This is a genomic window from Sorangium sp. So ce887, assembly GCF_051521455.1.
GTDB lineage: Bacteria > Myxococcota_A > Polyangia > Polyangiales > Polyangiaceae > Sorangium.
On sequence record NZ_CP150354.1, the window covers coordinates 12,188,781 to 12,210,660 of the forward strand.

The window sequence follows — 21,880 nt, forward strand, 5'->3', positions numbered from 1 at the left end:
GCACCACCTGTCGGAGGGTCTCCGCCGAGAGTCGTGCTGGGAACGTCCCATCGGACGGCTGCAGGATCTCGGAGAGGGGATGGGGACCCGCGGCCCACACCGGCGCCTAGCGCACGGCCATCGCGGCCGTCGGCGCCACGGCGGCCGCTTCGCTCGCGCCAGACCAACGCGCGAGCGCGGCTCGTGCAGCGTCGAGGTTCGGCGTGCCTTCGGCGAGCCACGCGACGACGCCGTCGGGGCGGATGAGCAGCGCGCGCAGCCCCAGCGTGCTCTTCGCACCGGTGCACGCGTAGTCGACGCGCGAGGCCCAGCCGCGCGCGAGCTCGGCGAGCCGGGCATCGTTCGCGAAGGCGATCAGCAGCCCGCGCCCGCGCTGCAGGCGCGCCCCGAGTCGCGTGATGACGTCGTACGGTGGATTCATGTCGAACAACATAGTTTCTACGTTCGAGACGACCAAGACATTGATCGCAACGGATTCAGACCCTATGGATCTGAATGATGGAGCTGCGTCACCTTCGCTATTTCGTCGCCGTCGCTCAGGCGGAGCACTTCGGAAAGGCCGCTGCACAGCTGCACGTGTCGCAGTCGCCGCTGAGCCGGCAGATCGCGCAGCTCGAGGAGGAGGTGGGCGTCGAGCTCTTCACGCCCGTCGGACGCGGGGTCAAACTGACGCCCGCCGGGCGCTCGTTTCTCGAGGGCGCGCGGGCGACGCTGGCGCGCGCGGCGCTCGCGGTCGAAGACGCCCGCGCGACGGCCCAGGGCCGCGTGGGCACCGTCGTCGTCGGCTTCGAAGGCGGCCTCGCGTACACAGGCATGCTGCCGAAGGTCGTGTCGCGTTTTCGCGCCCGGCATCCGCGCGTCCAGGTGCGTCTCCTCCCGCTGGAGAGCGACGATCCAGAGCTTCCGGGCGGCGCTCCTGGGAGCGGGGGAGTGCCCGCGGCGGGGGGAGCCGGCGCTGGCGAGCTGAGGAGTCGACCCGGCTCGTCGAGCGCGCCTCGTGGCGACCGGCCGCCGCGCGTGCTCCTCTCGGCAGAGATCAAGGTCCCGCTCCACGTGCTCTGACGGCGCACCTACCGGGCGTCAGGCAGCCACCCGGCTCACGCAGGCCCGGGCAGGCAAGTTCATCGCGGCGGGGCGCTTCGCACGAGGAGAGCTCTCACGCCGCGAGCCAACCAACGACTGCGCGCTGCACTTGATTCGCCTTGAGGTAGCGGCTTTTGTTCGGCGCTCTTAATCGCCTCGGCCGGATGCCACCGAAATTTCATTGTGTTGTCATCGGAGCGTCAAGGCGAGGAGGTCGGTCCGCGACGAAAACGGCACACGACCTGCCGGGCAGCGTCATGTCGTTGCCAATTCGCCAGCCCGACAGGAGGCGTCTCTCGAAAAAGAGAGGGCCGCACACGATTGGCTGAAGGACGGCCCGCCACGGCAGCATTCAGCAGGCGAGGGAGACCGGGATGCGAACGGTCCCATCCATTAAAAAATCTCAGGAGAATAAAAAGATGAGTTTGTTCAGCAAGAGGGTCCTCCCGTTGACGCTCCTCGGTGCCGCAGCCGTGCTCGGCGGCTGCGTTGGCGAGGCTTCCCTCGAAGGCGATGACGGGCAGGAGACCCAGCCCGAGGCGGCGGAGGCGGCTGATCCCGAGTCAGCGGACTCGATCGACCCCGACGCCGCGGAGGCGGTTGGAACCGCGCAGCAAGCGCTTGAGACCAAATGGGACTGCATACGGATGTGGGAGGTTGATATTGGCGGTAGAGTCGACCAAGTCACCATCTGGTGGGGCCATAATCGTTGGGACGCCGAATGGGCCTGCAATAACTGGAGCAAGTGGTGCGATGGAAAGTGCACGGCTCAGAGGGCGTATTAGCCGAGGTAGGTGTCGCCTTCGGCTCCACTCAATCCGCGAGCGCCTCCTTGCCTGAAAGCTCGCTGAGGTCGCCAGGTTTGCGCGGCCCGAGGCTGACAGCACCAACCGGCGTCCAGTCGCGCGTCGCGCCCGACGAGCGCTCGGGATCGCGCCGCCGGGCCCGCTCGTAGACGTGCTCGCGGGCCGCGCACGTCTGGCCCGATTCGCGGATCTCGCCGCTACGCTTCGGCCCGAAGCAATGCAGCCCGCGAGCGTTGGCGCGCTCCGGGCTGCGTGGCCGAAACCTCACGCAGCGAGGTCCCGACAGTGCAACTGTCCTTGATCCCACCCGAGGGTCGGCAAGGCGGACGTGCGCCCGCGCGCCGCCCGTACCAACGAAGCCGATACGATGCGCTCACGGGCCTGGTCAGCCGGAGCTGGCTCAGCAGGTCGCGCGTCTCGACGGGCCCATGGCCGGGGGCGTCTGGTGCTAACGGTGAGATCCCGTCCGGAACCCGCGGATCGTGATGGCCGTCTACATCGGTTGGTGCTGTCCGTCTCGGGCCGCGCAAACCTGGCGACCTCAGCGAGATTCCAGGCAGGGAGGCGCTCGCGGCTTGAGTGGAGCCGACTGCGACAACTACCTTGGCGGAATTTTCAGGCTATCATCGTCGTTCTGCCCAGCACGCCCCACCGCACGCCGAGCGCCAAGCGTTGCAGGCCCATGTGGCATCCCACGACTGATGGCCCCAGTCGATCGTGACATAGCCGGCGATGTAGATACTATTCCATGAATTCCAGTCGTTGTCACGAACGTAGCACACCCAGTTGGTGCTAAGCGCTTGCTGCGCGGTTCCAACCGCCTCCGCGGCGTCGGGGTCGATCGAGTCCGCTGACTCCAGATCCACCGCCTCCGCCACGTCGGGCTGGGTCTCCTGCCCGTCATCGCCTTCGAGGGAAGCCTCCCCAACGCAGCCACCGAGCACGGCTGCGGCACCGAAAAGCGCCAACGGGAGGACCCTCTTGCTGAACAGACTCATCTTTTTACTCTCCTGAGAATTGTTACTGAAGCGGACCGTTCTCATCCCGGTCTCTCGCCGCTATGAATGCTGCGGTGGCGGGCCGTCCTTCACCCAATCGTGTGCGGCCATCTATTTTTGTCTCTTTTTCGAAGGAACGAAGATTTCATGACGAAGGCGAGTCGCTGGATGCGCAGGTCCGTGTCGCGTGCGAAGCTCTGCCGCGCCTTCCCCCCGCTCAGGTCGCTCTCGTCGAAGTGAAACTTGACCCGATAGCGACCATGGCTATCCATTTGCGCATAGTCACTGACCGCCGCGCCGTCGATGACCGCGGTCTCGGTGCCGTAGATGCGCGGCCACTCGGTGACCTGCGGCGCGCGGAACTGCACCGTCGCGGCGATGGCCTTGGCCTCGATACGATAGCTCTCGTCCCACGGCGCAAGCTCGCGAAGCTCGGGCACGTCCGGGGCCTGGTTGGCCCAGTGCTCGACCTCGGTGGTCAGATACCGCGTGTTGAAGGCGTCCTTGAGGCGGACCGAGCTGGGCATGGCGCCATGCCGGCAGGTAAAGGCGCGGAAGGAGTCCCTCGCCGTGTTGGCACCGCCGCTTTGCGGGTAATAGCGAACGGGCTTGTCGCCATGGGGCTGATGGGTCGACCGATCGTCGACCAGCACCAGCGTCTCGCCGCCCTCCCCATGCTCGAAGTAATAATAGATGCCTTCGCGCTCCATCCACCGGGCGATGAAAACATAGTCGCTCTCGCGGTACTGGCAGACATGCTCTTAAATCATCGCCGACGTCGCCTGTCATCATCAAGTAGAGCTCGAAGCGATAGAGCTTGGAGACACCCTCGGTGCCATGAAAAGCTATGAGCTGGGTGGAAGCTGGGTGGAGGGGGGCAGGGCGCTTGAGTGAACGACGAACATGTCGGGCATGGGGAGCCTCACGGGTGGGGAGCGGCGACAGGCGCAGGCGAGAGGTAGCGCCTGGCGGGCTTCGTGTCAGGTGTGTGTTATGGCCTCTATTGGTTGCCAGGCGCGCCGAGCCGGCGTGCAGCGCGCTCTCGGCGCTACCTCAGGATCGGATCGCAGTTCGTGAACGTGAGCGACGTTGATATCGAGAACGACGACCCGTACATGCGGCGCTCGGCGTGGAAGAAGTCGAGCGGGTACTCCTTGCCGACCTCGATACCGAGCTCCTCGGCGCTCTCGTCGAGATCGACGAACGCCGGGGTCGCGACGCGCAGCCCGCCGAGATCGATCGCGAGGCGCCGGTTGATGAACACCCAGAGATCGTCGTCGCCGACGAACCAGAAGACGTCGCCGGGCCGGTACTCGAACGTCATGTGGAGCTCGTAGGTGAAGCTGAAGTTGTGCTCCTGCCCCTCGTTGCCCCACCCCTGATTGTCGATGGGGAAGAACTCCTTTCCCTGAAAGTTCCCGAAGCCGCGCTCGCTCACCTTGAGCGGGACGACGTACGGAATCGACACGTTGACCGCGGGGTCGTCGTGGTACCACTGATAGAACGCCTCGGGCCCGCTCGTGTGATCCGTGGCGCCCTCATGGGCATAGACCGGCTTGTGGTCGGCGCCGAGCTCGGGCTCGACGATGCCCGGCATGCCGTCGCCCGCGAAGAATTCGAAGTCGGAGTGCCCGCCCTCGGAGTAAAAGGCCTTGAAGTCGCGCACCACCCCCACGAGCTTCGGCTCGCAACCATCGTCCCCACCGGCGCCGGCGGAGCCTTGGGGGGAGCCACCGCTGGCGCCGGGATCGAGGATGCCGGGGTCATCGCCGCCGGCGGTGGAAGTGGAGGAGGACGAGGACGAGGCGGGCGACGACGATGTCGTGGCGCCGATGTCGCGACCGATGATGGCGATCTCGGGGGTGCACCCCGCGAGCACCATGCCCGTCGAGAGAAGGACGGCCAGGAATCGCGGGGCGCCCGCGCGGGAGGCCGCCGTGGGCTGGGCCAGTTTCATCGAGAGGGTCTCCTGTCGCATGGATGCCGCCGAGCTCGCCGGTCCTTCAGGCAAGCTCACGCGAGCGCATCGTATCAAGGGGCCCCGCCTGAAGGGGCGCTGCCGACGAGGCGGCGCACCCGCTCGGCATAGGGGCTCAACGCATATTTCATGAGAAACACCTCCGCGCGCGCGCGCGCCTCCTCCGTGCGGCCGAGCCGCATCAGCGCGTCGATGGTGATGAACTCCCGCTCTGCCGTGAGCTGGCCTTTCGGAAACTCGCGCCTGTGCTCGTCCAGCGCCGCGAGGGAGGCCTCCGGCGACTGCGCGAGCCGCGCCCTGGCCTGCTCCAGGCGCGTCGCCTCCCGGAGCAGCGCGTCGCCGTCGGACGCCGCGCTCCCGGCCGGCTCAGGAGCGGGCGCGGGACCGTTCTGCCGGACGTTCCGCCCGACGTTGCGCGGCGGCTCCCGGCGAGGGGCGAACGCGGTCGGACGGGGCGCCTCGGCGGCCGGGGACGGTGGATCCAGCGCAGGGGCAGCCGGCGCCGTCTCCACGGAGCGCATGGCGCCCTGCGCGAACGAGAGGAGGCGCTCCGCCAGCAGGTGCTCCAGCCGAGGCGACGGCGGGGCCAGCACGGCGGCGCGCAGGCCTCCCTGAACGACGCCGTGGAGGGCGAGGCCGCCGGCGCCGAGCCCCGCCACGACGAGCAGGCCCTTCGCCCACATGGGCAGCGCGGCTCCGCCGCTCGGGGCCGCCGCGAGCGGCGCTACGCGGGCCGCCGTGCGCGCCGCCTCGACGGGCGTCATCGGCCGTGGGCGCACGGCCGAGCGCAGCAGCTCGCGCGCCCCGGCCGGGGTGCCATCCCCCTCCTCGATCCACCGCTTCGGGTCGTTCATCCTATGCCCCCTCGTCGCGAGCGCTCAGCCTCGGTCCTCGTCAACAGCACCGCAAATTCTTTCCGCGCCGCGTGAAGGCGCGAGTAGACCGTCCCCACGGGGATGCCGATCAGATTGGCGATCTCGCTGCACGGCATCTCCTCGATCTCGAACATCACGAAGACGGCGCGCCGATCGAGGTCCATTGCCTGGAGGATGCGATCGAGCTGCTGTCTCGCCTGGTTCCCGGAGGTGATCTCCTCGGGGCCCGCCGCGGGATCCGCGACGCCGTAGACCTCCTCGCTGACGTGCTCGTGCCGCGGGTGCGCGCGCCGGCGGTGCGAGGCGGCGACGCGCCGGCAGATGGCGAAGAGCCACGTCGTGACCGGACAGGCCCAGTCGAAGGCGGGGAGACGCCGCTGGACCACGATGAAGACGTCCTGGAACGCGTCCTCGCGGTCCGGCGGATGGATACCGAACCGCTGCAGGGTGGCCCACACAAAGCCGGCGTGCTCGGCGTGCACGGCGGCGAAGCTACGGGGCGGCCTGCGTCCGGCGAGGACCTCTGCGTCCAGACATTGCTCCACGCTCTCCTGAATGCCGGCGTTTGGCGGGTCCTTCATCAAAACATCAAAACGCGACCCCGGCCCCACCGAAGAGCGCGCCGGCAACCACGGGCTGCTCGAAGACCGGCTGCTGGTTCCCCTGGAGCTGGAAACGGTAACGCGTCAGCGGAAAGTAGAGGTCAATCCCGGTCTCGAGACGGAGCGGACCGACCACTCGCACGGCGAGGCGCGTGCCCACGCTGGGGCTGACCCAGAGCCGGGCTCCCGGGTCGACGGGGAGCACGGACGGATGTTCGTGGATGACAGCGTGGACGGCGCCCCCGAGCAGGTGGACGCACGCGCCGAGCGAGAGCCGCCCGGTCCGGAGCGCCTCCGCACACACGCCGAGCCAGCCCGCGGTGAGGCCGAACGCGAGGGCCGGCTCGGCTGCGCGCTGCTCCGGGAGCCACAGCACGCCCGACGCAAGGGTCCAGCGCGGCGCGACGGACCATTCGGCCGACCATGCGACGCCGCGCCCGACCACCGGGAGGATGCCCGTGGTGGCGGCGAGCCCGCGCAGCGTGACCGAGATCCCAGGGCGCGGCGCGCGCTCCGCGTCGGGGGGCGGCGGGGGCGCGGCGCGCGGGGGTTCCACCGGCGTCGCGGGCTCTGCCGGGGCGCGTCGCGGCGGCTCCGGCCGCGGGGCTTCTGGCGGCGGGGCTTCCGGTGGCTCCGGCGGGGGCGAGGCTTCGGCCAGGGGAGGCGCGGCCGGTGCGGCGAGGGCGGCCATGGGATCGATGGCGAGGGCGATCACCAGCGTTGCTGCGCTGGTGATCGCCTCGCAGGTCGCCGCGCTGCTCTCGAGCTTGCGCACCGTGGGCGGCGTCCCGTCGCACCCGACCGTCCGGATCTGGGCCGACCATGCCCCGGGGCTCCCCTTCACCGCGGCCTCGATCGAGAGGCCGCCGCCCATCGTGGCGAGCTCCCGCCCGAGCCGCCGCGCGATCTCGGCGCGGAGCTGGGGCGCCGAGGGGCACTGCTCCTCGGCGCCCTCCAGGCGGACCCACGACACGTCCGCGGCCCCGCGCGCGCACTCGGCCTGCGCCGCGGCAGGCGCGAGCGCGGCGCATGCGCAGAGGAGCGACACAGCCCTGCGCATGCTCGCCCCAGGATCGGCTCGCTCGCGACGTTCGCCCGACAGAGCCTAGACCTCGAGGATGTTGCCGGGGTTCATGAGGTTCAGGGAATCGAGCGCCCGCTGGATGGATCTTCTGATGATCGCGAGCTCCTCGGCCGAGCGAGGATAGGGGGATAGCCTCTCTTGAGCAGGCCAATTCCGTGTTCGGCGGAGATGCTCCCGCGGTAGCTCTTGACGAGCGAAAAGATCGCGTGGCCCGCCTCGTGGGTGCGCCGCAGGAGCTCATTCCCATCGAGGTGATCGGGCTGCATGACGTTGATGTGGAGTTGATGTGACGGTTGCCGTCGCCGATGTGGCCGCGAGACCTCGGCCGTTGAGCGCGGGAAGGCGACTGCAGACAGCCTCGGCTCGACGACCTTGGTCCAGCCGCGGCCGAACGTGGCGAGGTCGGACGGGTCGATGGAGAGAAAATCTTCTGAAAAATCGCGCAGGAAGGCCGCCGAGAACGCGGCTGGGCGGGCGCTCATGCTTGGCTGGGTACTGCGATGCCGCCGTGGGGGCAAGCAGCCTTCGTGTTCTTTCCAGGATCGGGCCCACGCGTCGGAGCCGTAGCCAAACGATCACAAGAACTTCATGAACATCGCGAGGAAGGTGCTCAAGGCGGGCGCTCGGTCGACGCCCTCGGCGCGCAGGCCCATGACCCGAGAGGCCCTGTGTGATCCCCCTCGGCGGCAGGCAGCTCGGGCGCGAGCCACGCGGTGACGCTCTCGATGCACGCGCCTCCGCCGGACATGCGGACGTCGTAGAAAGGCCCGCGCACGGACGCTCTCTGGCCATCGAGGATCACGCCGGCGCCGCCCTGAGCGCCGCCCACCGCGAAGGAGAACCGGCCGCCCCGCGGGCGCGCATCGCGCGCCGGCAGGCGGGTCAGCTCGCCGATCGCCATCTTCCCGCTCGCGAGCGGGCCGGCGCCGTGGTCGCTCAGACACGAATCTCCGCTGCGGTCGCCGTTCAAGCGAGGGGTGATCGCGGCCCAGCGCCCGCGCCGCTGGAGCACGCACGCGGAGCACCACTCGAACGCGGCACCCGCCTCCGCCGCGCACGGCGCGAGCGCCATCGCGCCGCGGCTCGGCGAGGAGCGGAGCTCTCTTGCGGCGTCGCGACGACCTCTCCATCACAGGGCGACCGGCGGCTCGCCTGCGACGCGCTCATCGTCGAGCGGATGCCGGTGCACGGCGAACTGCTCCTGGGCCTCCGTCTCCAAGGACGCGCGCCACGAGAGAGACAGGATCCGGGAACCCGGCTTCGCGCCGAGCGCGCAGGCGACCCACGCGTCGCGCCCTGTCCGGCCGACCTCGCAGGGCAGCATGGACAGGCGCTTTTCGCCGTGGAGGTCGTGCGGCCTGCCGGAGGCGAGGTCCACGCGGGCGACGAGGCCGTGGCTCGCCGCGATCGCGGCGCCCGCCTCCGCGGCGATGCCGCCCGCAATCGCGGCCTCGTGCGGGTGGCGCTGGGTCGCGCGGATCCAGCGCACGAGCGGCGCGTCGGCGCCCGGATCGGTCGCGCTGCCGGGCAACCCGCGCTGTGCCCACGCGAGGTCGAGGAGCCTGTTCCAGCCGCACGACCGCGCTCATACAACCACCGGTCGGGGGCTGCCGGAAGCCTCCCGGGAGAGATGAAACTCAAACCGGAGACTGCCGGAAGGGTGGTGGCCTGCTTTGAAGAAGGTCGCCAGCGCTCGTCGCCTCCGCCACCTCCGCGCGCGTCGTCTCCGCGCTTGCCTCGTGCGCTCCCGCCGTGGCGATCGAGGAGCTCCGCGAGCTCCGGCTTGAGGCGATCGAGATCGCCAGCGCAAAAGAAGGCTTCTTTCGAAAAAGAGAGGGCCGCGCACGATTGGGTGAAGGACGGGCCGCCACCGCAGCATCCAGTAGGCAAGAGCGGGATGCGAACGGTCCCCTGCAGTGAAAAATTCTCAGGAGAATAAAGCGATGAACTTGTTCAGCCAGCGGGTCCTCCCGTTGACGCTCCTCGGTGCCGCAGCCGTGCTCGGTGGCTGCGTTGGCGCGGATCCTCTCGAAGGCGATGACGAGCTGGAGACCCAGCCCGAGTCAGCGGACTCGATCGACCCCGACGCGGCGGAGGCGGTTGGAACCGCGCAGCAAGCGATTACTCAAAGCATATGGCAGTGCCTCGTTCCTGGTCCTGACACTTGGCGTACCAATAAGATGGTTGAAGTCGGCCGTGTTTTGATCGGGTGGGGCCATCATCAAGGGGATGCCGAATGGGCCTGCAACGCCTGGGTCCAGGCCTGCAAAAATAACGGCGGGGGCTGCTGGGCTAGTAAGAACCCGATCTCGAGTTGGTGACGAGCGTGGGGATCCTCCTGATCGATCCCCGCTAGGCGCACGAGGCGGTCGGCGAGGACGTCGCCGCGCTGGAGGCGCTCCTGCCGGTCGCCTACGCGGACACGGCGCCGCCCCTCTGGCCGCTCGCGCGGCTAAGAGCGCACCTTCCCCCGACGCGAACGATGCACGGCCTGCCGGGCAACGTCATGTCGTCGCCAATCTTCACCCTCCAAGGTGCCGCGCGCGGGGGCACACCCTGCCCCGCGCGCGTCGCCGCCGAGCCTGCCTCGCGCGCTCCCGCCGTGGAGCTCGAAAATCTCCGCCAGCTCCGGCTCGAGGAGATCGAGTTCGCCAGCGCGACAGGAGGCTTCTTTCGAAAAAGAAGTGGCCGCACACGATTGGGTGAAGGACGGCCCGTCACCGCAGCATCCAGGAGGCAAGAGCGGGATGCGAACGGTCCCGTCCAGTAAAGAATTCTCAGGAGAGTAAGAAGATGAGCTTGTTCAGCAAGAGGGTCCTCCCGTTGACGCTCCTCGGTGCCGCAGCCGTGCTCGGTGGCTGCATTGGGGAGGCTTCCCTCGAAGGCGACGACGAGCAGGAGACCCAGCCAGATGCGGCTGATCCCGAGTCAGCGGAGTCGATCGACCCCAACGCGGCGGAGGCGATTGACCCCGACGCGGCGGAGGCGGTCGGAACCGCGCAGCAAGAGCTTGAAGTCGCAAAGAAATGGTATTGCATGTGGGGTGTCTTTCACCACGCAACGGTCACTTTCTCCGAGTACAAGTCTGAATACGATGCCCTTACGGCCTGCAATAACATATCCTCGTTGTGCCGTGCGACTGGCTGCTGGGTTGCTGCAAGTAACCCTACTTATCTCTGAGGAGTAAGCCACGCGGATGCCCTCGGGGCCGCGCCGCTGGCGCGGGCCGAGGGCTCACCTCGCGGCGGCGTCGTGCCGGGCTGAGGGCTCACCTCGCGGCGGCGGCGTACGTGGCGCGGCGGGGCTTCTCGGCCGGCTCGCCCATGGCGGAAGCCTGCCCGGGGGCGGCCGGCGGTGCAAGGCAGCGACGCGGCTGCGGTCTGTCGCGCCTCGCGCCCGTACGATCGTCACCGCGACGACCGGCCTCACCACCTCGGGCTATCCGATCAACGTCGGCACGAGCTTCGTGATGGCCGTCGAGCACACGAGCGGCGGCCCCCGCGCCGAGGCGCTGCTCACCTGTTCGCAATCGACCGACCCGACGTCGCCCCATTTCGCGGACCAGACCGAGCTGTTCTCGCAGAAGGAGTGGCGGCCCGTGCTGTTCGCGCAGGAGGAGATCGCCCCGCGCGCCGCCCGTACCACCGAAGCCGCTCCCTCGCCCTGACCAAACCCGAGGCCCGACGCCTCCGCGCCGCTCAAGGCCCGCCTCGGCACCTGGCACGCCGTCGCGGGCTCTCGCTGCCCTGCGCGCGTCGTCTCCGAGCCTGCCTGGCGTGCTTCCGCCGTGGAGATCGAGGAGCTCAGGCTGGAGGAGGAGCAGATCGAGCTCGCCAGCGCGACAGGAGGCTTTTTTCGAAAAGGAGATTACGATTTGGCGAAGGACGGCCCGCCACCGCAGCATCCACCAGGCGAGCGAGATCGGGATGCGAACGATCCGCTCCCAGTAAAACATTCCCAGGAGAGTAAGAAATGAGCTTGTTCAGCAAGGGGATCCTCCCGTTGACGCTCCTCGGTGCCGCAGCCGTGCTCGGTGGCTGCGCTAGCGAGGCTTCCCTCGAAGGCGATGACGAGCAGGAGACCCAGCCCGAGGCGGCGGAGGCGGCTGATCCCGAGTCAGCGGACTCGATCGACCCCGACGCGGCGGAGGCGGTTGGAACCGCGCAGCAAGCGCAAGACGCGTCAGAAGCGCCAGTGTATTATACCCTATGGAGTTGCTGGCGTTATTATCACGAGTACCAAAATGGGAAGTGGCAGTGGATAGGCCGTACCGTCGGCTGGGTCGAACTCTGGTGGGGCCATCGCTATTCTGATGCCGAATGGGCCTGCAACAGCTGGGTCGGGGAGTGTGGAAGCGACGAATTTTCGTGCCGGGCAGTGTTTCGGGATGACTACATACGATGAAGGTAGCCTGGAATTTCGTCAAGGTAGTCGTCGTATTCGGCTCCACTCAAGCAGCGAGCGCCTCCTTGCCTGAATCTCGCTGAGGTCGCCAGGTTTGCGCGGCCCGAGGCGGACAGCGCCAACCGGTGTAGACGGCCATCACGATCCGCGGGTCCCGGACGCGATTTCGCCATTGGCCGACGGAATCGTGCCCGGGCTCGCGGTCGTCACCGGCGCGGCCTTTCCTCTCCAACAAAAGTCGCCTGGCAGCCGCAGCCCGCGCGCGATGCGGCGACGGGCACGTGACACGCGCGCGGCCGTCGTCTGGACATCGAGCGCGCTCTCGGCCGGAGCGACAGTGGACGCAAAGGCCAATTTCTCGGCAGGGTGATCCGTCACGCACTTTTGTCACGCCGCCCCCGCGAGGTTTACCGGCGGCCCACCTCCTGGAGCCAGTTCGCGTCCAATTTCCGCGGATCTACGTGGCCAGTTACACGCCTGGGCCAGCAGCAGCTGGATCTCGTTCTGCGGTAGTACAGGGGCTGCTGGGCGAGCCGGCTGAGATAAGCCACGCGGATGCCCTCGGGACCGCGCCCCGGCCGCGGGGGTTGAGGAGATCGAGCCTGCCAGCGCGACAGGAGGCTTCTTTCGAAAAAGAGAAAAAGAGATGGCCGCAGACGATTTGGTGAAGGACGGCCCGCCACCGGCGCATCCAGCAGGCGAGAGAGACCGCGATGCGAACGGTCCCCTCCAGTAAAAAATTCTCAGGAGAATCAAACGATGAGCTTGTTCAGCAAGAGGGTCCTCCCGTTGACGCTCCTCGGTGCCGCAGCCGTGCTCGGTGGCTGCGCTAGCGAGGCTTCCCTCGAAGGCGATGACGAGCAGGAGACCCAGCCCGAGGTGGCGGAGGCGGCTGATCTCGAGTCAGCGGACTCGATCGACCCCGACGCGGCGGAGGCGGTTGGAACCGCGCAGCAAGCGGTTCATAGCACATGGTGGTGCTACCTTCGTTTTGACAGAAATCGTTATCAATGGACCGGCGAGGTCACGATCTGGTGGGGCTTTCAGGAGTGGGATGCCGAATGGGCCTGCAACAACTGGCTCCCGCAGTGCCGTAATAATCCCTTGGGCTGCTTGGCTATCTAAGCCACGCGGATGCCCTCGGGACCGCGCCCCTGCCGCCGGCTGAGGGCTCACCGCAACCACCCGGCCATCGCCAAGGGCACGGCCCCTTGCGGCTCTCGCCGGGGTCGACGATGCTGGGCGCGGGGCGGCGTCGGTCCACGAAGACGATCGGGTGAAGGACGGTCCGCCACCGCAGCATCCATTGGGGCGTATGCATACGGGTTAGCGAATGAACCCACTGGAGGTCGCTCTCATGTCGCGTCACCTCTTTCGCCTCGTACTACCACAGTTCATAGAGCACAAGAATCCTGCAAACCGCCGCGTTCATATCTGGAGCAACACCCTCCTCTGGGCAGGCTTGACGACGCTGCTCTCGCAGATCCGGGTCCCCTGGGGGGGTGCCCGTCTTGGGCGCGAACCTGGGGGCGGCGTTCGTCCTGGGCTCGGTGTTGTACTGGCTGGCCCTGGATGCCCTCGTCCCCGTCCTCGTGCTCACCTTCAGCCTGACGTGGGCGGCCCTGCTCCCTGGCCTCTGGGGGCCCGGCCACGGCGTGCTCGTCGGCGTCCTCCTGCCCTTGCTTATGGTGCTCGTGGGCGGGTTCACGGCGCTCTTCTCCCACGCGTATTACCACGAGCACGCGCCCTACCTCGCCACGGGCTGGCGGCTCTACGACGGGCTTCACACCACACATGCCGTGATCTGGGGGCCATTTCATTTCTGGCTGATCGGCCTGCTCGCGGGGCGCTACCGGCCGGGCCTGCGCGCCGAGCTCGAGGACGCCGAGCGCCGCCGCATCCTGCGCCAAGAGCGCGTCCCCTGGCGCAACTGGGCTGGGAGCCAGGCGTGCCTGCCCCAGGTCGTCTGTGTCCCCCTCATGGTGGACGATCTCTGCGGCGTGGTACGCGACGCGGCGCGCGAAGGGCAGCGCGTCCGGGTTGTGGCCTCGGGCTTCACGTGGGCCGGCTTCGTGCCCACGGACGACGTCCTCGTGTACTGCGAGCGGCTCGACCGGGTGGAGGTGGATCTCTCTGATCCTCAGCAGCCGGCGGTGTGGGTGGACTGCGGGGTGACGAACCGCCAGCTCAACGCGGTGCTCAAGGCGGCGGGCCTGCAAACGCCGTGGAACGTCGTGCTCGAGACGGTGCGCGTGGCCGGGATCGTGTCCATGGGCACCCATGGTTCGGGAAAGGACACCTGCACGATGGGGGATCTCGTGCTCGCCTTCGAGGTGGTGGACGCCACCGGAGCACGACGCGTCCTCTCCGACGAGTCCGTCGGCGCCGAGACCATGGCAGCCGCGCGGCTCGGCCTCGGCATGTTCGGGATCATCGTCCGGGTTCGCCTCCGCGTCGAGCCCGCTCATCGAGTCCTCCAGGTCGATGCGCGCATGCCGATCGAGGAGGCGCTGGAACGCATGCCGGAGCTCGTCCGGGCCTCTGACTCCGTGGAGCTCTTCTGGTTTCCTTTCACCGACTCGATGTGGGTGAAGACCTTCGAGCGCACGGAGCGAGCGCGCTCCCGGCGCGCATCTGGATTCTGGCTCCTGGCGACGCACTTCCTCGAGATGGCGGTGCTGTGCTCACTCCTCGCGTGAGTGTCCAAACATCGCTCCGCTTACATTCCCTGGATGATGCGCCGCGCGTACGCGACGCTCTCCATCGGGGAGCGTGTTCTCTCGCACACCGATGCCACCCATTACCGGCGATGGATCGAGCTCCGGAAGTGCTCCTGCGTGGAGGTCGGGTTCAAGGTGGACCCGAGCTGGGAGAACGTACGGGAGACGTTCCTGGCGACGAAGCGCCATGCCGCTTCCGGCGCTTCCGGCTGATCGGCAACACCGATGCGGCGACGCGCACCTCCGCGCCGCCGCTCACCGCGAAGCCGCCGAGGCTCGCGGGCAACAGCTGGCGCGCAGCGCGCTCTCGGCGCTACCTCAGGATCGGGTCGCAGTTCGTGAACGTGAACGACGTCGATATCGAGAACATCGACCCGCCGCCGCGGCGCTCCGCGTAGAAGAAGTCGAGCGGATACTCCTTGCCGACCTCGATGCCGAGCTCCTAGGCGCTCGCGTCGAGATCGACGTACGCCGGGGTCGCGAAGTGGAGCCCGCCCATGTCGATGGCGAGGCGCCTGTTGATGAACACCCAGAGATCGTCGTCACCGATGAACCAGAAGACGCCGCCGGGCCGGTACTCGAACGTCATGTGGAGCTCGTACGTGAAGCCGAAGTTGTGCTCCCGCCTCTCGTTGCCCCACCCCTGATCGTCGATGGGGAAGAACTGCTTTCCCCAGAAGTGTCCGAGGCCGCGCTCGCTCACCTTGAGAGGGACGATGTGCGGAAGCCGTATGTTGACCGTGGGGTCGTCGTGATACCACTGATAGAACGCCTCGGGCCCGGTCGTTTGATTTGTGCCGCCCTCATGGGCATAAACCGGCTTGTCGTCGGGGCCGAGCTCGGGCTCGACCAGGCCTATCATGTACGCGCCCGCGAAGAACTCGAAGTCGGGGTGCCCGCCCTCGGAGTCGAAGGCCTTGAAGTCGCGCACCACCCCCGCGAGCTGCGGCTCGCAACGATCGTCCCCCCCCGGCGCCGGCGGTGCCTTGGGAGAAGCCGCCGTCGTTTCAAGGGGCGCTGCCTGAAGGGGCGCGGCCGGCGAGGCGGCGCACCCGCTCGGCGTAGGGGCTCGACGCGTACCTCGCGAGAAACGCCTCCGCGTGCGCGCGCGCTTCCTCCGTGCGGCCGAGCCGCATCAGCGCGTCGATGGCGATGAACTCGCGCTCTGCCGTGAGCTGGCCTCTCGGAAACTCGCGCCTGTGCTCGTCCAGCGCCGCGAGGGAGGCCTCCGGCGACTGCGCGAGCCGCGCCCTGGCCTGCTCCAGGCGCGTCGCCTCCCGGAGCAGCGCGTCGCTCTCGGACGCCGCGCTCCCGGCTGGCGCCGGAGGCGGCGCGGGCTTGTTCTGCCGGACGTTCCGCGGCGGCGGCTCCCGGCGAGGGGCGGACGCGGCCGGACGGGGCGCCTCGGCGGCCGGGGACAGTGGATCCAGCGCAGGGGCAGCCGGCGCCGCCTCCACGGAGCGCATGGCGCCCCGCGCGATCGAGAGGAGGCGCTCCGGCGGCAGGTGCTCCAGCCGAGGCGGCGGCGGGGCCAGCACGGCGGCGCGCAGGCCTCCCTGAACGACGCCGTGGAGGGCGAGGCCGCCGGCCCCGAGCCCCGCCACGACGAGCAGGCCCTTCGCCCACATGGGCAGCGGGGCGCCGCCGCTCGGGGCCGCCGCGAGCGGCGCCACGCGGGCCGCCGTGCGCGCCGCTTCGACGGGCGTCATCGGCCGTGGGCGCACGGCCGAGCGCAGCAGCTCGCGCGCCCCGGCCGGGGCGCCTCTCTCCTCCTCGATCCACCGCTTCGGGTCGTTCATATGCCACCTCGTCGCGAGCGCTCAGCCTCGGTCCTCTTCAACAGCACTGCAAACTCTTTCCGCGCCGCGTGAAGGCGCGAGTAGACCGTCCCCACGGGGATGCCGATCAGATTGGCGATCTCGCTGCACGGCATCTCCTCGATCTCGAACATCACGAAGACGGCGCGCCGATCGAGGTCCATTGCCTGGAGGATGCGATCGAGCTGCTGTCTTGCCTGGTTCCCGGAGGTGATCTCCTCGGGGCCCACCGCGGGATCCGCGACGCCGTAGACCTCCTCGCTGACGCGCTCGTGCCGCGTGTGCGCGCGCCGGCGGTACGAGGCGGCGACGCGCCGGCAGATGGCGAAGAGCCACGTCGTGACCGGATAGGCCCAGTCGAAGGCGGGGAGACGCCGCTGGACCACGATGAAGACGTCCTGGACCGCGTCCTCGCGGTCCGGCAGATGGATACCGAACCGCTGCAGGGTGGCCCACACGAAGCCGGCGTGCTCGGCGGCGAAGCTACGGGGCGGCCTGCGTCCGGCGAGGACCTCTGCGTCGACACATTGCTCCACGCTTCCTTGAATGCCGGCGTCCGGCGGGTCCTTCATCAGAATGTGACCCGACCCCAACCGGAGGCTGTCGGAAGCCTCCCGGCAGAGCTGAGACTCAAACCGGAGGCTGTCGGAAGCCTCCCGGCAGAGCTGAGACTCAAACCGGAGGCTGTCGGAAGCCTCCCGGCAGAGCTGAGACGGTGATGTCCGGAACCACATCGTCGCCATCGGCATTCCGGACACCTGCCCGGCGCAACCCGGACACCAGCATCCACTGAAGCGATTCTGAGGCGGGCACCCGGCGCGCCGTCGCCAGGGCTCTCCCTCCCCCGCGCGCGTCGTCTCCGAGCCTGCCTCGCGCGCTCCCGCCGTGGAGCTCGAGGAGCTCCGGCTTGAGGAGAGCGAGATCGCCAGCGCGACAGGAGGCTTCCTTGGAAAAAGAGAGGGCCGCACACGATTGGGTGAAGGACGGCCCGCCACCGCGGCATCCAGCAGGCGAGAGAGAGCGGGATGCGAACGGTCCCCTCCAGCAAAAAATTCTCAGGAGAGTAAAAGGATGAGCTTGCTCAGCAAGAGGGTCCTCCCGTTGACGCTCCTCGGTGCCGCAGCCGTGCTCGGTGGCTGCGTTGGCGCGGCTCCCCTCGAAGGCGATGACGAGCAGGAGACCCAGCCCGGGGCGGCGGACGCGATCGACCCCGACGCGGAGGAGGCGGTTGGAGCCGCGCAGCAAGCGGCTATTTATTCCAAATATTCCAAATCTTGGTGCTACAAGCATTCGTCGCCTCACCACCCCGCCGGCTCTGTCACGATCTCGTGGGGCCATAAGTGGTGGGATGGCGAACGGGCCTGCAACAACTGGCTCTCCGCGTGCGATAATGGCGGGGGCTGCTTCGCTTTGCAGACCTACTGGTCAAATAAAGACGACGGGACATGGTCAGGGTGACGAGCGTGGGGCTCCTCCTGATCGATCCCCGCTAGGCGCATGAGGCCGCCGGCGAGGACGTCGCCGCGCTGCTCGCGCATGAGCCGGTGCGCGATGTAGCGGCGGACGCGGACTCACGTCGCTCCGCTCGCCCCTATCGCCACGGCCTGATGTCCCCGAGACTTCATGGTGCTGCCGTCGGAGCTTCAAGGCGAGGAGGTTGCCCCCGACGAGAAAGGATCTCCGAGAGCTCCGGCGTGAGGAGAGCGAGATCGCCAGCGCGACCGGAGGCTTCTTTGGAAAAAGAGAAAGCCGCACACGATTGGGTGAAGGACGGCCCGACACCGGAGCATCCAGTAAGCAAGAGCGGGATGCGAACGGTCCGCTTCAGTAAAAAATTCTCAGGAGAGTAAGAAGATGAGCTTGTTCAGCAAGAGGGTCCTCCCGTTGACGCTCCTCGGTGCCGCAGTCGTGCTCGGTGGCTGCGTTGTGGAGGCTTCCCTCGAAGGCGATGACGGGCAGGAGACCCAGCCCGAGTCAGCGGACGCGATCGACCCCGACGCGGAGGAGGCGGTTGGGACCGCGCAGCAAGCGGTTAAAACCAGCTCATGGCCGTGCTTCCGGACTTTCCCCGTGCTGTGGTGGTTTGAGGACCGCCAGGTCAGTTCCGTCACCATCGATTGGGAACCTCATAATAACCAGTCGGCCACTTGGGCCTGTAACGAATGGAGATTGGCATGCAACCGGCAGTGCTTTACAAAGTGGGGTTCTATTCATGCAGAGTAGTAGCCAGGCAACGGTCATGCGAAACAGGTCGATGGCGACGTACAGGCAGTAGAAGACCCCGGGCAGCGGCCCGCACAGCTTGGTGCTATCCCAGGTCCAGATCTGGTTGGGGGCCGTGGCGGTGAGCGTCGGCTGGGCATGCTCCATCGGCCCACGCTGCGCGCGTCGCTCGCCGCTCTCACCGGACGCCGTGAGCAGCCGGTACATCGTGCGGATGGAGGCGAGGTCTACGCGACAGCAGAGTCGCGTAGACCTCCGGCGAGGCCTGGTCGACGAGCTCGTCGCTGTGCAGCACGTCGAGCACGGCTTGCCGCTCGGGGTCACTGAGCCGGCGTGGGCTCGGAGCGGGCCTGGGCAGCGCGGGCGGCTTCGCGGGCCGGGTCTGCCGGTAGAGGGTGGCGCGGCTGATGCCGAGTGCCGCACACGCCTGCGCGATGGGGATGTGCGGGTCATCGAGCGCTTCGATGACGTCCATCAGCGCTCTTCGTCGGTCGAGCTCCGGCGTGGGGAGATCGAGCTCGCCAGCGCGACAGGAGGCTTCTTTGGAAAAAGAGCGGGCCGCACACGATGGGGTGAGGGACGGCCCGCCACCGCAGCATCCAGCAGGCAAGAGCGGGATGCGAACGGTCCCCTCCAGTAAAAAGTTCTCAGGAGAATAGAAAGATGAGCTTGTTCCGCAAGAGGGTCCTCCCGTTGACGCTCCTCGGTGCCGCAGCCGTGCTCGGTGGCTGCGTTGGGGAGGCTTCCCTCGAAGGCGATGACGGGCAGGAGATCCAGCCCGATGCGGCGGAGGCGGCTGATCCCGAGTCAGCGGAGTCGATCGACGCCGAGGCGGCGGAGGCGGTTGAAACCGCGCAGCAAGCGGTTCGTGTAAAGACAACCACATGGGGATGCGAGCACAGGGTTTTTAGTGGTGATAGGGTTGTGAGGATTGATCTTCTCGCCCCGGTCACCATCTGGTGGGGCCATACCGAAGTCGATGCCCGATGGGCCTGCAACCAGTGGATCTGGGATTGCCGTGGGGGGCACTGCAATAGTGTGAGCTATCACGGGGAGGGTTCGGTAGAGTGGTGACGAGCGTGGGGATCCTCCTGATCGACCCCCGCTAGGCGCACGAGGCGGCCGGCGAGGGACCGCAGCATCCAGTAGACAACAGCGGGATGCGAACGGTCCCCTCCAGTAAAAAGTTCTCAGGAGAATAGAAAGATGAGCTTGTTCAGCAAGAGGGTCCTCCCGTTGACGCTCCTCGGTGCCGCAGCCGTGCTCGGTGGCTGCGTTGGCGAGGCTCCCCTCGAAGGCGATGACGGGCAGGAGACCCAGCCCGACGTGGCGGAGGCGGCTGATCCCGAGTCAGCGGACGCGATCGACCCCGATGCGGCGGAGGCGGTTGGGACCGCGCAGCAAGCGCTTAAGGTACGTCTAACCGAATGGCAGTGCCAGCATTGGTGGAATGATGGTGCTTATCATACATATTCTTTTCATGTACCGGGCTTAGTCGAAATCTGGTGGGGCCATACAGAAAACGATGCCGTATGGGCCTGCAACCAATGGCTCAGCGGTTGCCGTGAGAAAGGCTGCGGTAAAGCGAGGCATCTCTCGACATTTTGGACAGAGTGGTGACGAGGGTGGGGATCCTCCTGATCGATCCCCGCTAGGCGCAGGAGGCGGCCGGCGAGGGCGGCGCCGCGCTGGAGGCGCTGCTGCGGGTCGCGTACGCGGACACGGCGCCGCGCCTCTGGCCGCTCGCGCGGCTGAGCCTCGCGGCGCCCCTTCCCCCGACGAGAACGATGCACGGGCTGCCGGGCAACGTCATGTCGTTGCCAATCGTCACCCTCCACGGTGCCACGCGCGGGGGCTCTCCCTCCCCCGCGCGCGTCGTCTCCGAGCCTGCTTCGCGCGCTCCCGCCGTGGAGCTCGAGGATCTCCGCGAGCTCCGGCTTGAGGAGAGCGAGAGCGCCAGCGCGACAGGAGGCTTCTTTGGAAAAAGAGAGGGCCACACGATGGGGTGAAGGACGGCCCGCCACCGGAGCATCCAGTAGACAAGAGCGGGATGCGAACGGTCCCCTTCAGCAAAAAATTCTCAGGAGAGCAAAGAGATGAGCTTGTTCAGCAAGAGGGTCCTCCCGTTGACGCTCCTCGGTGCCGCAGCCGTGCTCGGTGGCTGCGTTGGCGAGGCTTCCCTCGAAGGCGATGACGAGCAGGAGACCCAGCCCGAGGCGGCAGAGGCGGCTGATTCCGGGTCCGCGGACGCGATCGACCCCGACGCGGCAGAGGCGGTTGGAACCGCGCAGCAAGCGGTTCGTGTAAAGCTAACCAGATGGAAATGCTGGGCTTTTAATTGGAATCTTCCGGCGGGCGAGGTCACCATCTGGTGGGGCCATCAGTGGCGGGATGCCATATGGGCCTGCAACGAGTGGGTCGGGGCTTGCCGAAATGAAGGTGGGTCCTGCATCGACGCGGACAAGGTCGGGGAGTCTTGGGCAGAGTGGTGACGAGGGTGGGGATCCTCCTGATCGATCCCCGCTAGGCGCAGGAGGCGGCCGGCGAGGGCGGCGCCGCGCTGGAGGTGCTGCTGCGGGTCGCCTACGCGGACACGGCGCCGCGCCTCTGGCCGCTCGCGCGGCTGAGCCTCGCGGCGCCCCTTTCCCCCGACGAGAACGATGCACGGGCTGCCGGGCAACGTCATGTCGTTGCCAATCAGCATCCAGCAGGCAAGAGCGGGATGCGAACGGTCCCCTCCAGCAAAAAATTCTCAGGAGAGCAAAGAGATGAGCTTGTTCAGCAAGAGGGTTTTCCCGTTGACGCTCCTCGGTGCCGCAGCCGTGCTCGGTGGCTGCGTTGGCGAGGCTTCCCTCGAAGGCGATGACGAGCAGGAGACCCAGCCCGAGGCGGCAGAGGCGGCTGATTCCGAGTCAGCGGAGTCGATCGACCCCCAGGCGGCGGAGGCGGTTGAAACCGCGCAGCAAGCGCTTAAGGTACGTCTAACCATATGGAAGTGCGGGCGGCGCAATCCTACTTGGTGGTACGACTATGCTGAGCTCGGCGAGGTCACCATCTGGTGGGGCCATACCAGCACGGATGCCATGTGGGCCTGCAACAACTGGGTCGGGGATTGCCGTCGGGATTGCAACGAGGTGAAAAGGGTCAAGGAGGATTGGGTAACGCAGCAGTGACGAGCGTGGGGATCCTCCTGATCGATCCCCGCTAGGCGCAGGAGGCGGCCGGCGAGGGCGGCGCCGCGCTGGAGGCGCTGCTGCGGGTCGCGTACGCGGACACGGCGCCGCCCCTCT

General features: G+C 67.7%; 28 protein-coding genes and 1 pseudogene. 15 read left to right on the top strand and 14 right to left on the bottom strand.

What is annotated here, in order from left to right; all coding sequences use genetic code 11:
• Window positions 1–106: 106 nt before the first annotated feature.
• The gene (locus tag WMF36_RS45660) at window positions 107–457 is read right to left on the bottom strand and encodes a hypothetical protein (protein WP_437577150.1); all 351 of its coding nucleotides are present in this window, start codon (window positions 455–457) and stop codon (window positions 107–109) included.
• Between the two features lie 38 nt (window positions 458–495).
• Between WMF36_RS45660 and WMF36_RS45665 the strand changes: the two genes are divergently transcribed.
• Window positions 496–1,062: a LysR family transcriptional regulator gene (locus WMF36_RS45665; protein ID WP_437577151.1), complete on the top strand. Its 567-nt coding sequence runs from the start codon at window positions 496–498 to the stop codon at window positions 1,060–1,062.
• 440 nt (window positions 1,063–1,502) lie between these two features.
• Window positions 1,503–1,868 carry a hypothetical protein gene (locus tag WMF36_RS45670; RefSeq protein ID WP_437577152.1) on the top strand — a complete coding sequence of 122 codons (366 nt, stop codon included), beginning with the start codon at window positions 1,503–1,505 and terminating at the stop codon, window positions 1,866–1,868.
• A 644-nt stretch (window positions 1,869–2,512) separates the two neighbouring features.
• Here the strand turns inward: WMF36_RS45670 and WMF36_RS45675 are convergent.
• The 9 genes and pseudogenes from WMF36_RS45675 to WMF36_RS45715 all read right to left on the bottom strand — a co-directional run bounded on the left by WMF36_RS45675 (window position 2,513) and on the right by WMF36_RS45715 (window position 8,957).
• The gene (locus tag WMF36_RS45675; protein WP_437577153.1) at window positions 2,513–2,887 is read right to left on the bottom strand and encodes a hypothetical protein; all 375 of its coding nucleotides are present in this window, start codon (window positions 2,885–2,887) and stop codon (window positions 2,513–2,515) included.
• 89 nt (window positions 2,888–2,976) lie between these two features.
• Window positions 2,977–3,636 (bottom strand): annotated as a pseudogene (locus WMF36_RS45680) (contractile injection system protein, VgrG/Pvc8 family); the annotation flags it as partial.
• 299 nt (window positions 3,637–3,935) lie between these two features.
• On the bottom strand, window positions 3,936–4,844 hold the full coding sequence (locus WMF36_RS45685) for a fibro-slime domain-containing protein (RefSeq protein ID WP_437577154.1): 909 nt from the start codon (window positions 4,842–4,844) through the stop codon (window positions 3,936–3,938).
• A 74-nt stretch (window positions 4,845–4,918) separates the two neighbouring features.
• Window positions 4,919–5,719: a hypothetical protein gene (locus WMF36_RS45690; RefSeq protein ID WP_437577155.1), complete on the bottom strand. Its 801-nt coding sequence runs from the start codon at window positions 5,717–5,719 to the stop codon at window positions 4,919–4,921.
• A complete protein-coding gene (locus tag WMF36_RS45695) occupies window positions 5,716–6,321 on the bottom strand; it encodes an RNA polymerase sigma factor (RefSeq protein ID WP_437577156.1) in 606 nt (201 codons plus the stop codon). Before WMF36_RS45695 ends, WMF36_RS45690 begins: the two co-directional genes overlap by 4 nt.
• A gap of 7 nt (window positions 6,322–6,328) precedes the next feature.
• On the bottom strand, window positions 6,329–7,402 hold the full coding sequence (locus WMF36_RS45700) for a hypothetical protein (RefSeq protein WP_437577157.1): 1,074 nt from the start codon (window positions 7,400–7,402) through the stop codon (window positions 6,329–6,331).
• Window positions 7,403–7,482: 80 nt separating this feature from the next.
• Complete coding sequence (locus WMF36_RS45705; RefSeq protein ID WP_437577158.1) at window positions 7,483–7,908, bottom strand: FAD-linked oxidase C-terminal domain-containing protein; 426 nt, start codon at window positions 7,906–7,908, stop codon at window positions 7,483–7,485.
• A gap of 128 nt (window positions 7,909–8,036) precedes the next feature.
• Window positions 8,037–8,498: a hypothetical protein gene (locus tag WMF36_RS45710; protein ID WP_437577160.1), complete on the bottom strand. Its 462-nt coding sequence runs from the start codon at window positions 8,496–8,498 to the stop codon at window positions 8,037–8,039.
• A gap of 57 nt (window positions 8,499–8,555) precedes the next feature.
• Window positions 8,556–8,957, bottom strand: a complete 402-nt coding sequence (locus tag WMF36_RS45715; protein ID WP_437577161.1) for a hypothetical protein — start codon at window positions 8,955–8,957, stop codon at window positions 8,556–8,558.
• Between the two features lie 412 nt (window positions 8,958–9,369).
• On the opposite strand from WMF36_RS45715, the gene WMF36_RS45720 reads away from it, so the two are divergent.
• From WMF36_RS45720 to WMF36_RS45755, 8 genes are all read left to right on the top strand, one after another.
• Window positions 9,370–9,747: a hypothetical protein gene (locus tag WMF36_RS45720; RefSeq protein ID WP_437577162.1), complete on the top strand. Its 378-nt coding sequence runs from the start codon at window positions 9,370–9,372 to the stop codon at window positions 9,745–9,747.
• Window positions 9,748–10,219: 472 nt separating this feature from the next.
• Complete coding sequence (locus tag WMF36_RS45725; RefSeq protein ID WP_437577163.1) at window positions 10,220–10,606, top strand: hypothetical protein; 387 nt, start codon at window positions 10,220–10,222, stop codon at window positions 10,604–10,606.
• A 16-nt stretch (window positions 10,607–10,622) separates the two neighbouring features.
• Complete coding sequence (locus WMF36_RS45730) at window positions 10,623–11,093, top strand: penicillin acylase family protein (RefSeq protein WP_437577164.1); 471 nt, start codon at window positions 10,623–10,625, stop codon at window positions 11,091–11,093.
• A gap of 120 nt (window positions 11,094–11,213) precedes the next feature.
• Window positions 11,214–11,402, top strand: a complete 189-nt coding sequence (locus tag WMF36_RS45735; protein WP_437577165.1) for a hypothetical protein — start codon at window positions 11,214–11,216, stop codon at window positions 11,400–11,402.
• On the top strand, window positions 11,399–11,830 hold the full coding sequence (locus WMF36_RS45740) for a hypothetical protein (protein ID WP_437577166.1): 432 nt from the start codon (window positions 11,399–11,401) through the stop codon (window positions 11,828–11,830). Before WMF36_RS45735 ends, WMF36_RS45740 begins: the two co-directional genes overlap by 4 nt.
• A 759-nt stretch (window positions 11,831–12,589) precedes the next feature.
• Complete coding sequence (locus WMF36_RS45745; RefSeq protein ID WP_437577167.1) at window positions 12,590–12,955, top strand: hypothetical protein; 366 nt, start codon at window positions 12,590–12,592, stop codon at window positions 12,953–12,955.
• 386 nt (window positions 12,956–13,341) lie between these two features.
• Complete coding sequence (locus tag WMF36_RS45750) at window positions 13,342–14,529, top strand: FAD-binding protein (protein WP_437577168.1); 1,188 nt, start codon at window positions 13,342–13,344, stop codon at window positions 14,527–14,529.
• Between the two features lie 33 nt (window positions 14,530–14,562).
• Window positions 14,563–14,763: a hypothetical protein gene (locus WMF36_RS45755; protein ID WP_437577169.1), complete on the top strand. Its 201-nt coding sequence runs from the start codon at window positions 14,563–14,565 to the stop codon at window positions 14,761–14,763.
• A 229-nt stretch (window positions 14,764–14,992) separates the two neighbouring features.
• On the opposite strand, the gene WMF36_RS45760 is transcribed toward WMF36_RS45755, so the two are convergent.
• From WMF36_RS45760 to WMF36_RS45770, 3 genes are all read right to left on the bottom strand, one after another.
• Window positions 14,993–15,484: a fibro-slime domain-containing protein gene (locus tag WMF36_RS45760; RefSeq protein WP_437577170.1), complete on the bottom strand. Its 492-nt coding sequence runs from the start codon at window positions 15,482–15,484 to the stop codon at window positions 14,993–14,995.
• A 73-nt stretch (window positions 15,485–15,557) separates the two neighbouring features.
• A complete protein-coding gene (locus WMF36_RS45765) occupies window positions 15,558–16,349 on the bottom strand; it encodes a tetratricopeptide repeat protein (protein WP_437577171.1) in 792 nt (263 codons plus the stop codon).
• On the bottom strand, window positions 16,346–17,116 hold the full coding sequence (locus tag WMF36_RS45770; RefSeq protein ID WP_437577172.1) for an RNA polymerase sigma factor: 771 nt from the start codon (window positions 17,114–17,116) through the stop codon (window positions 16,346–16,348). Before WMF36_RS45770 ends, WMF36_RS45765 begins: the two co-directional genes overlap by 4 nt.
• A 322-nt stretch (window positions 17,117–17,438) precedes the next feature.
• Between WMF36_RS45770 and WMF36_RS45775 the strand changes: the two genes are divergently transcribed.
• Window positions 17,439–17,825 carry a hypothetical protein gene (locus WMF36_RS45775; protein ID WP_437577173.1) on the top strand — a complete coding sequence of 129 codons (387 nt, stop codon included), beginning with the start codon at window positions 17,439–17,441 and terminating at the stop codon, window positions 17,823–17,825.
• A 943-nt stretch (window positions 17,826–18,768) separates the two neighbouring features.
• On the opposite strand, the gene WMF36_RS45780 is transcribed toward WMF36_RS45775, so the two are convergent.
• Window positions 18,769–19,065: a hypothetical protein gene (locus WMF36_RS45780; RefSeq protein WP_437577175.1), complete on the bottom strand. Its 297-nt coding sequence runs from the start codon at window positions 19,063–19,065 to the stop codon at window positions 18,769–18,771.
• 188 nt (window positions 19,066–19,253) lie between these two features.
• Here WMF36_RS45780 and WMF36_RS45785 point away from each other — a divergent pair, with 188 nt between their 5' ends.
• The 4 genes from WMF36_RS45785 to WMF36_RS45800 all read left to right on the top strand — a co-directional run bounded on the left by WMF36_RS45785 (window position 19,254) and on the right by WMF36_RS45800 (window position 21,763).
• A complete protein-coding gene (locus tag WMF36_RS45785) occupies window positions 19,254–19,664 on the top strand; it encodes a hypothetical protein (protein WP_437577177.1) in 411 nt (136 codons plus the stop codon).
• A 132-nt stretch (window positions 19,665–19,796) separates the two neighbouring features.
• On the top strand, window positions 19,797–20,210 hold the full coding sequence (locus tag WMF36_RS45790; protein WP_437577178.1) for a hypothetical protein: 414 nt from the start codon (window positions 19,797–19,799) through the stop codon (window positions 20,208–20,210).
• A 476-nt stretch (window positions 20,211–20,686) separates the two neighbouring features.
• On the top strand, window positions 20,687–21,082 hold the full coding sequence (locus WMF36_RS45795; RefSeq protein ID WP_437577180.1) for a hypothetical protein: 396 nt from the start codon (window positions 20,687–20,689) through the stop codon (window positions 21,080–21,082).
• A 168-nt stretch (window positions 21,083–21,250) separates the two neighbouring features.
• Window positions 21,251–21,763: a hypothetical protein gene (locus tag WMF36_RS45800; protein WP_437577181.1), complete on the top strand. Its 513-nt coding sequence runs from the start codon at window positions 21,251–21,253 to the stop codon at window positions 21,761–21,763.
• The last annotated feature ends 117 nt before the right edge of the window (window positions 21,764–21,880 follow it).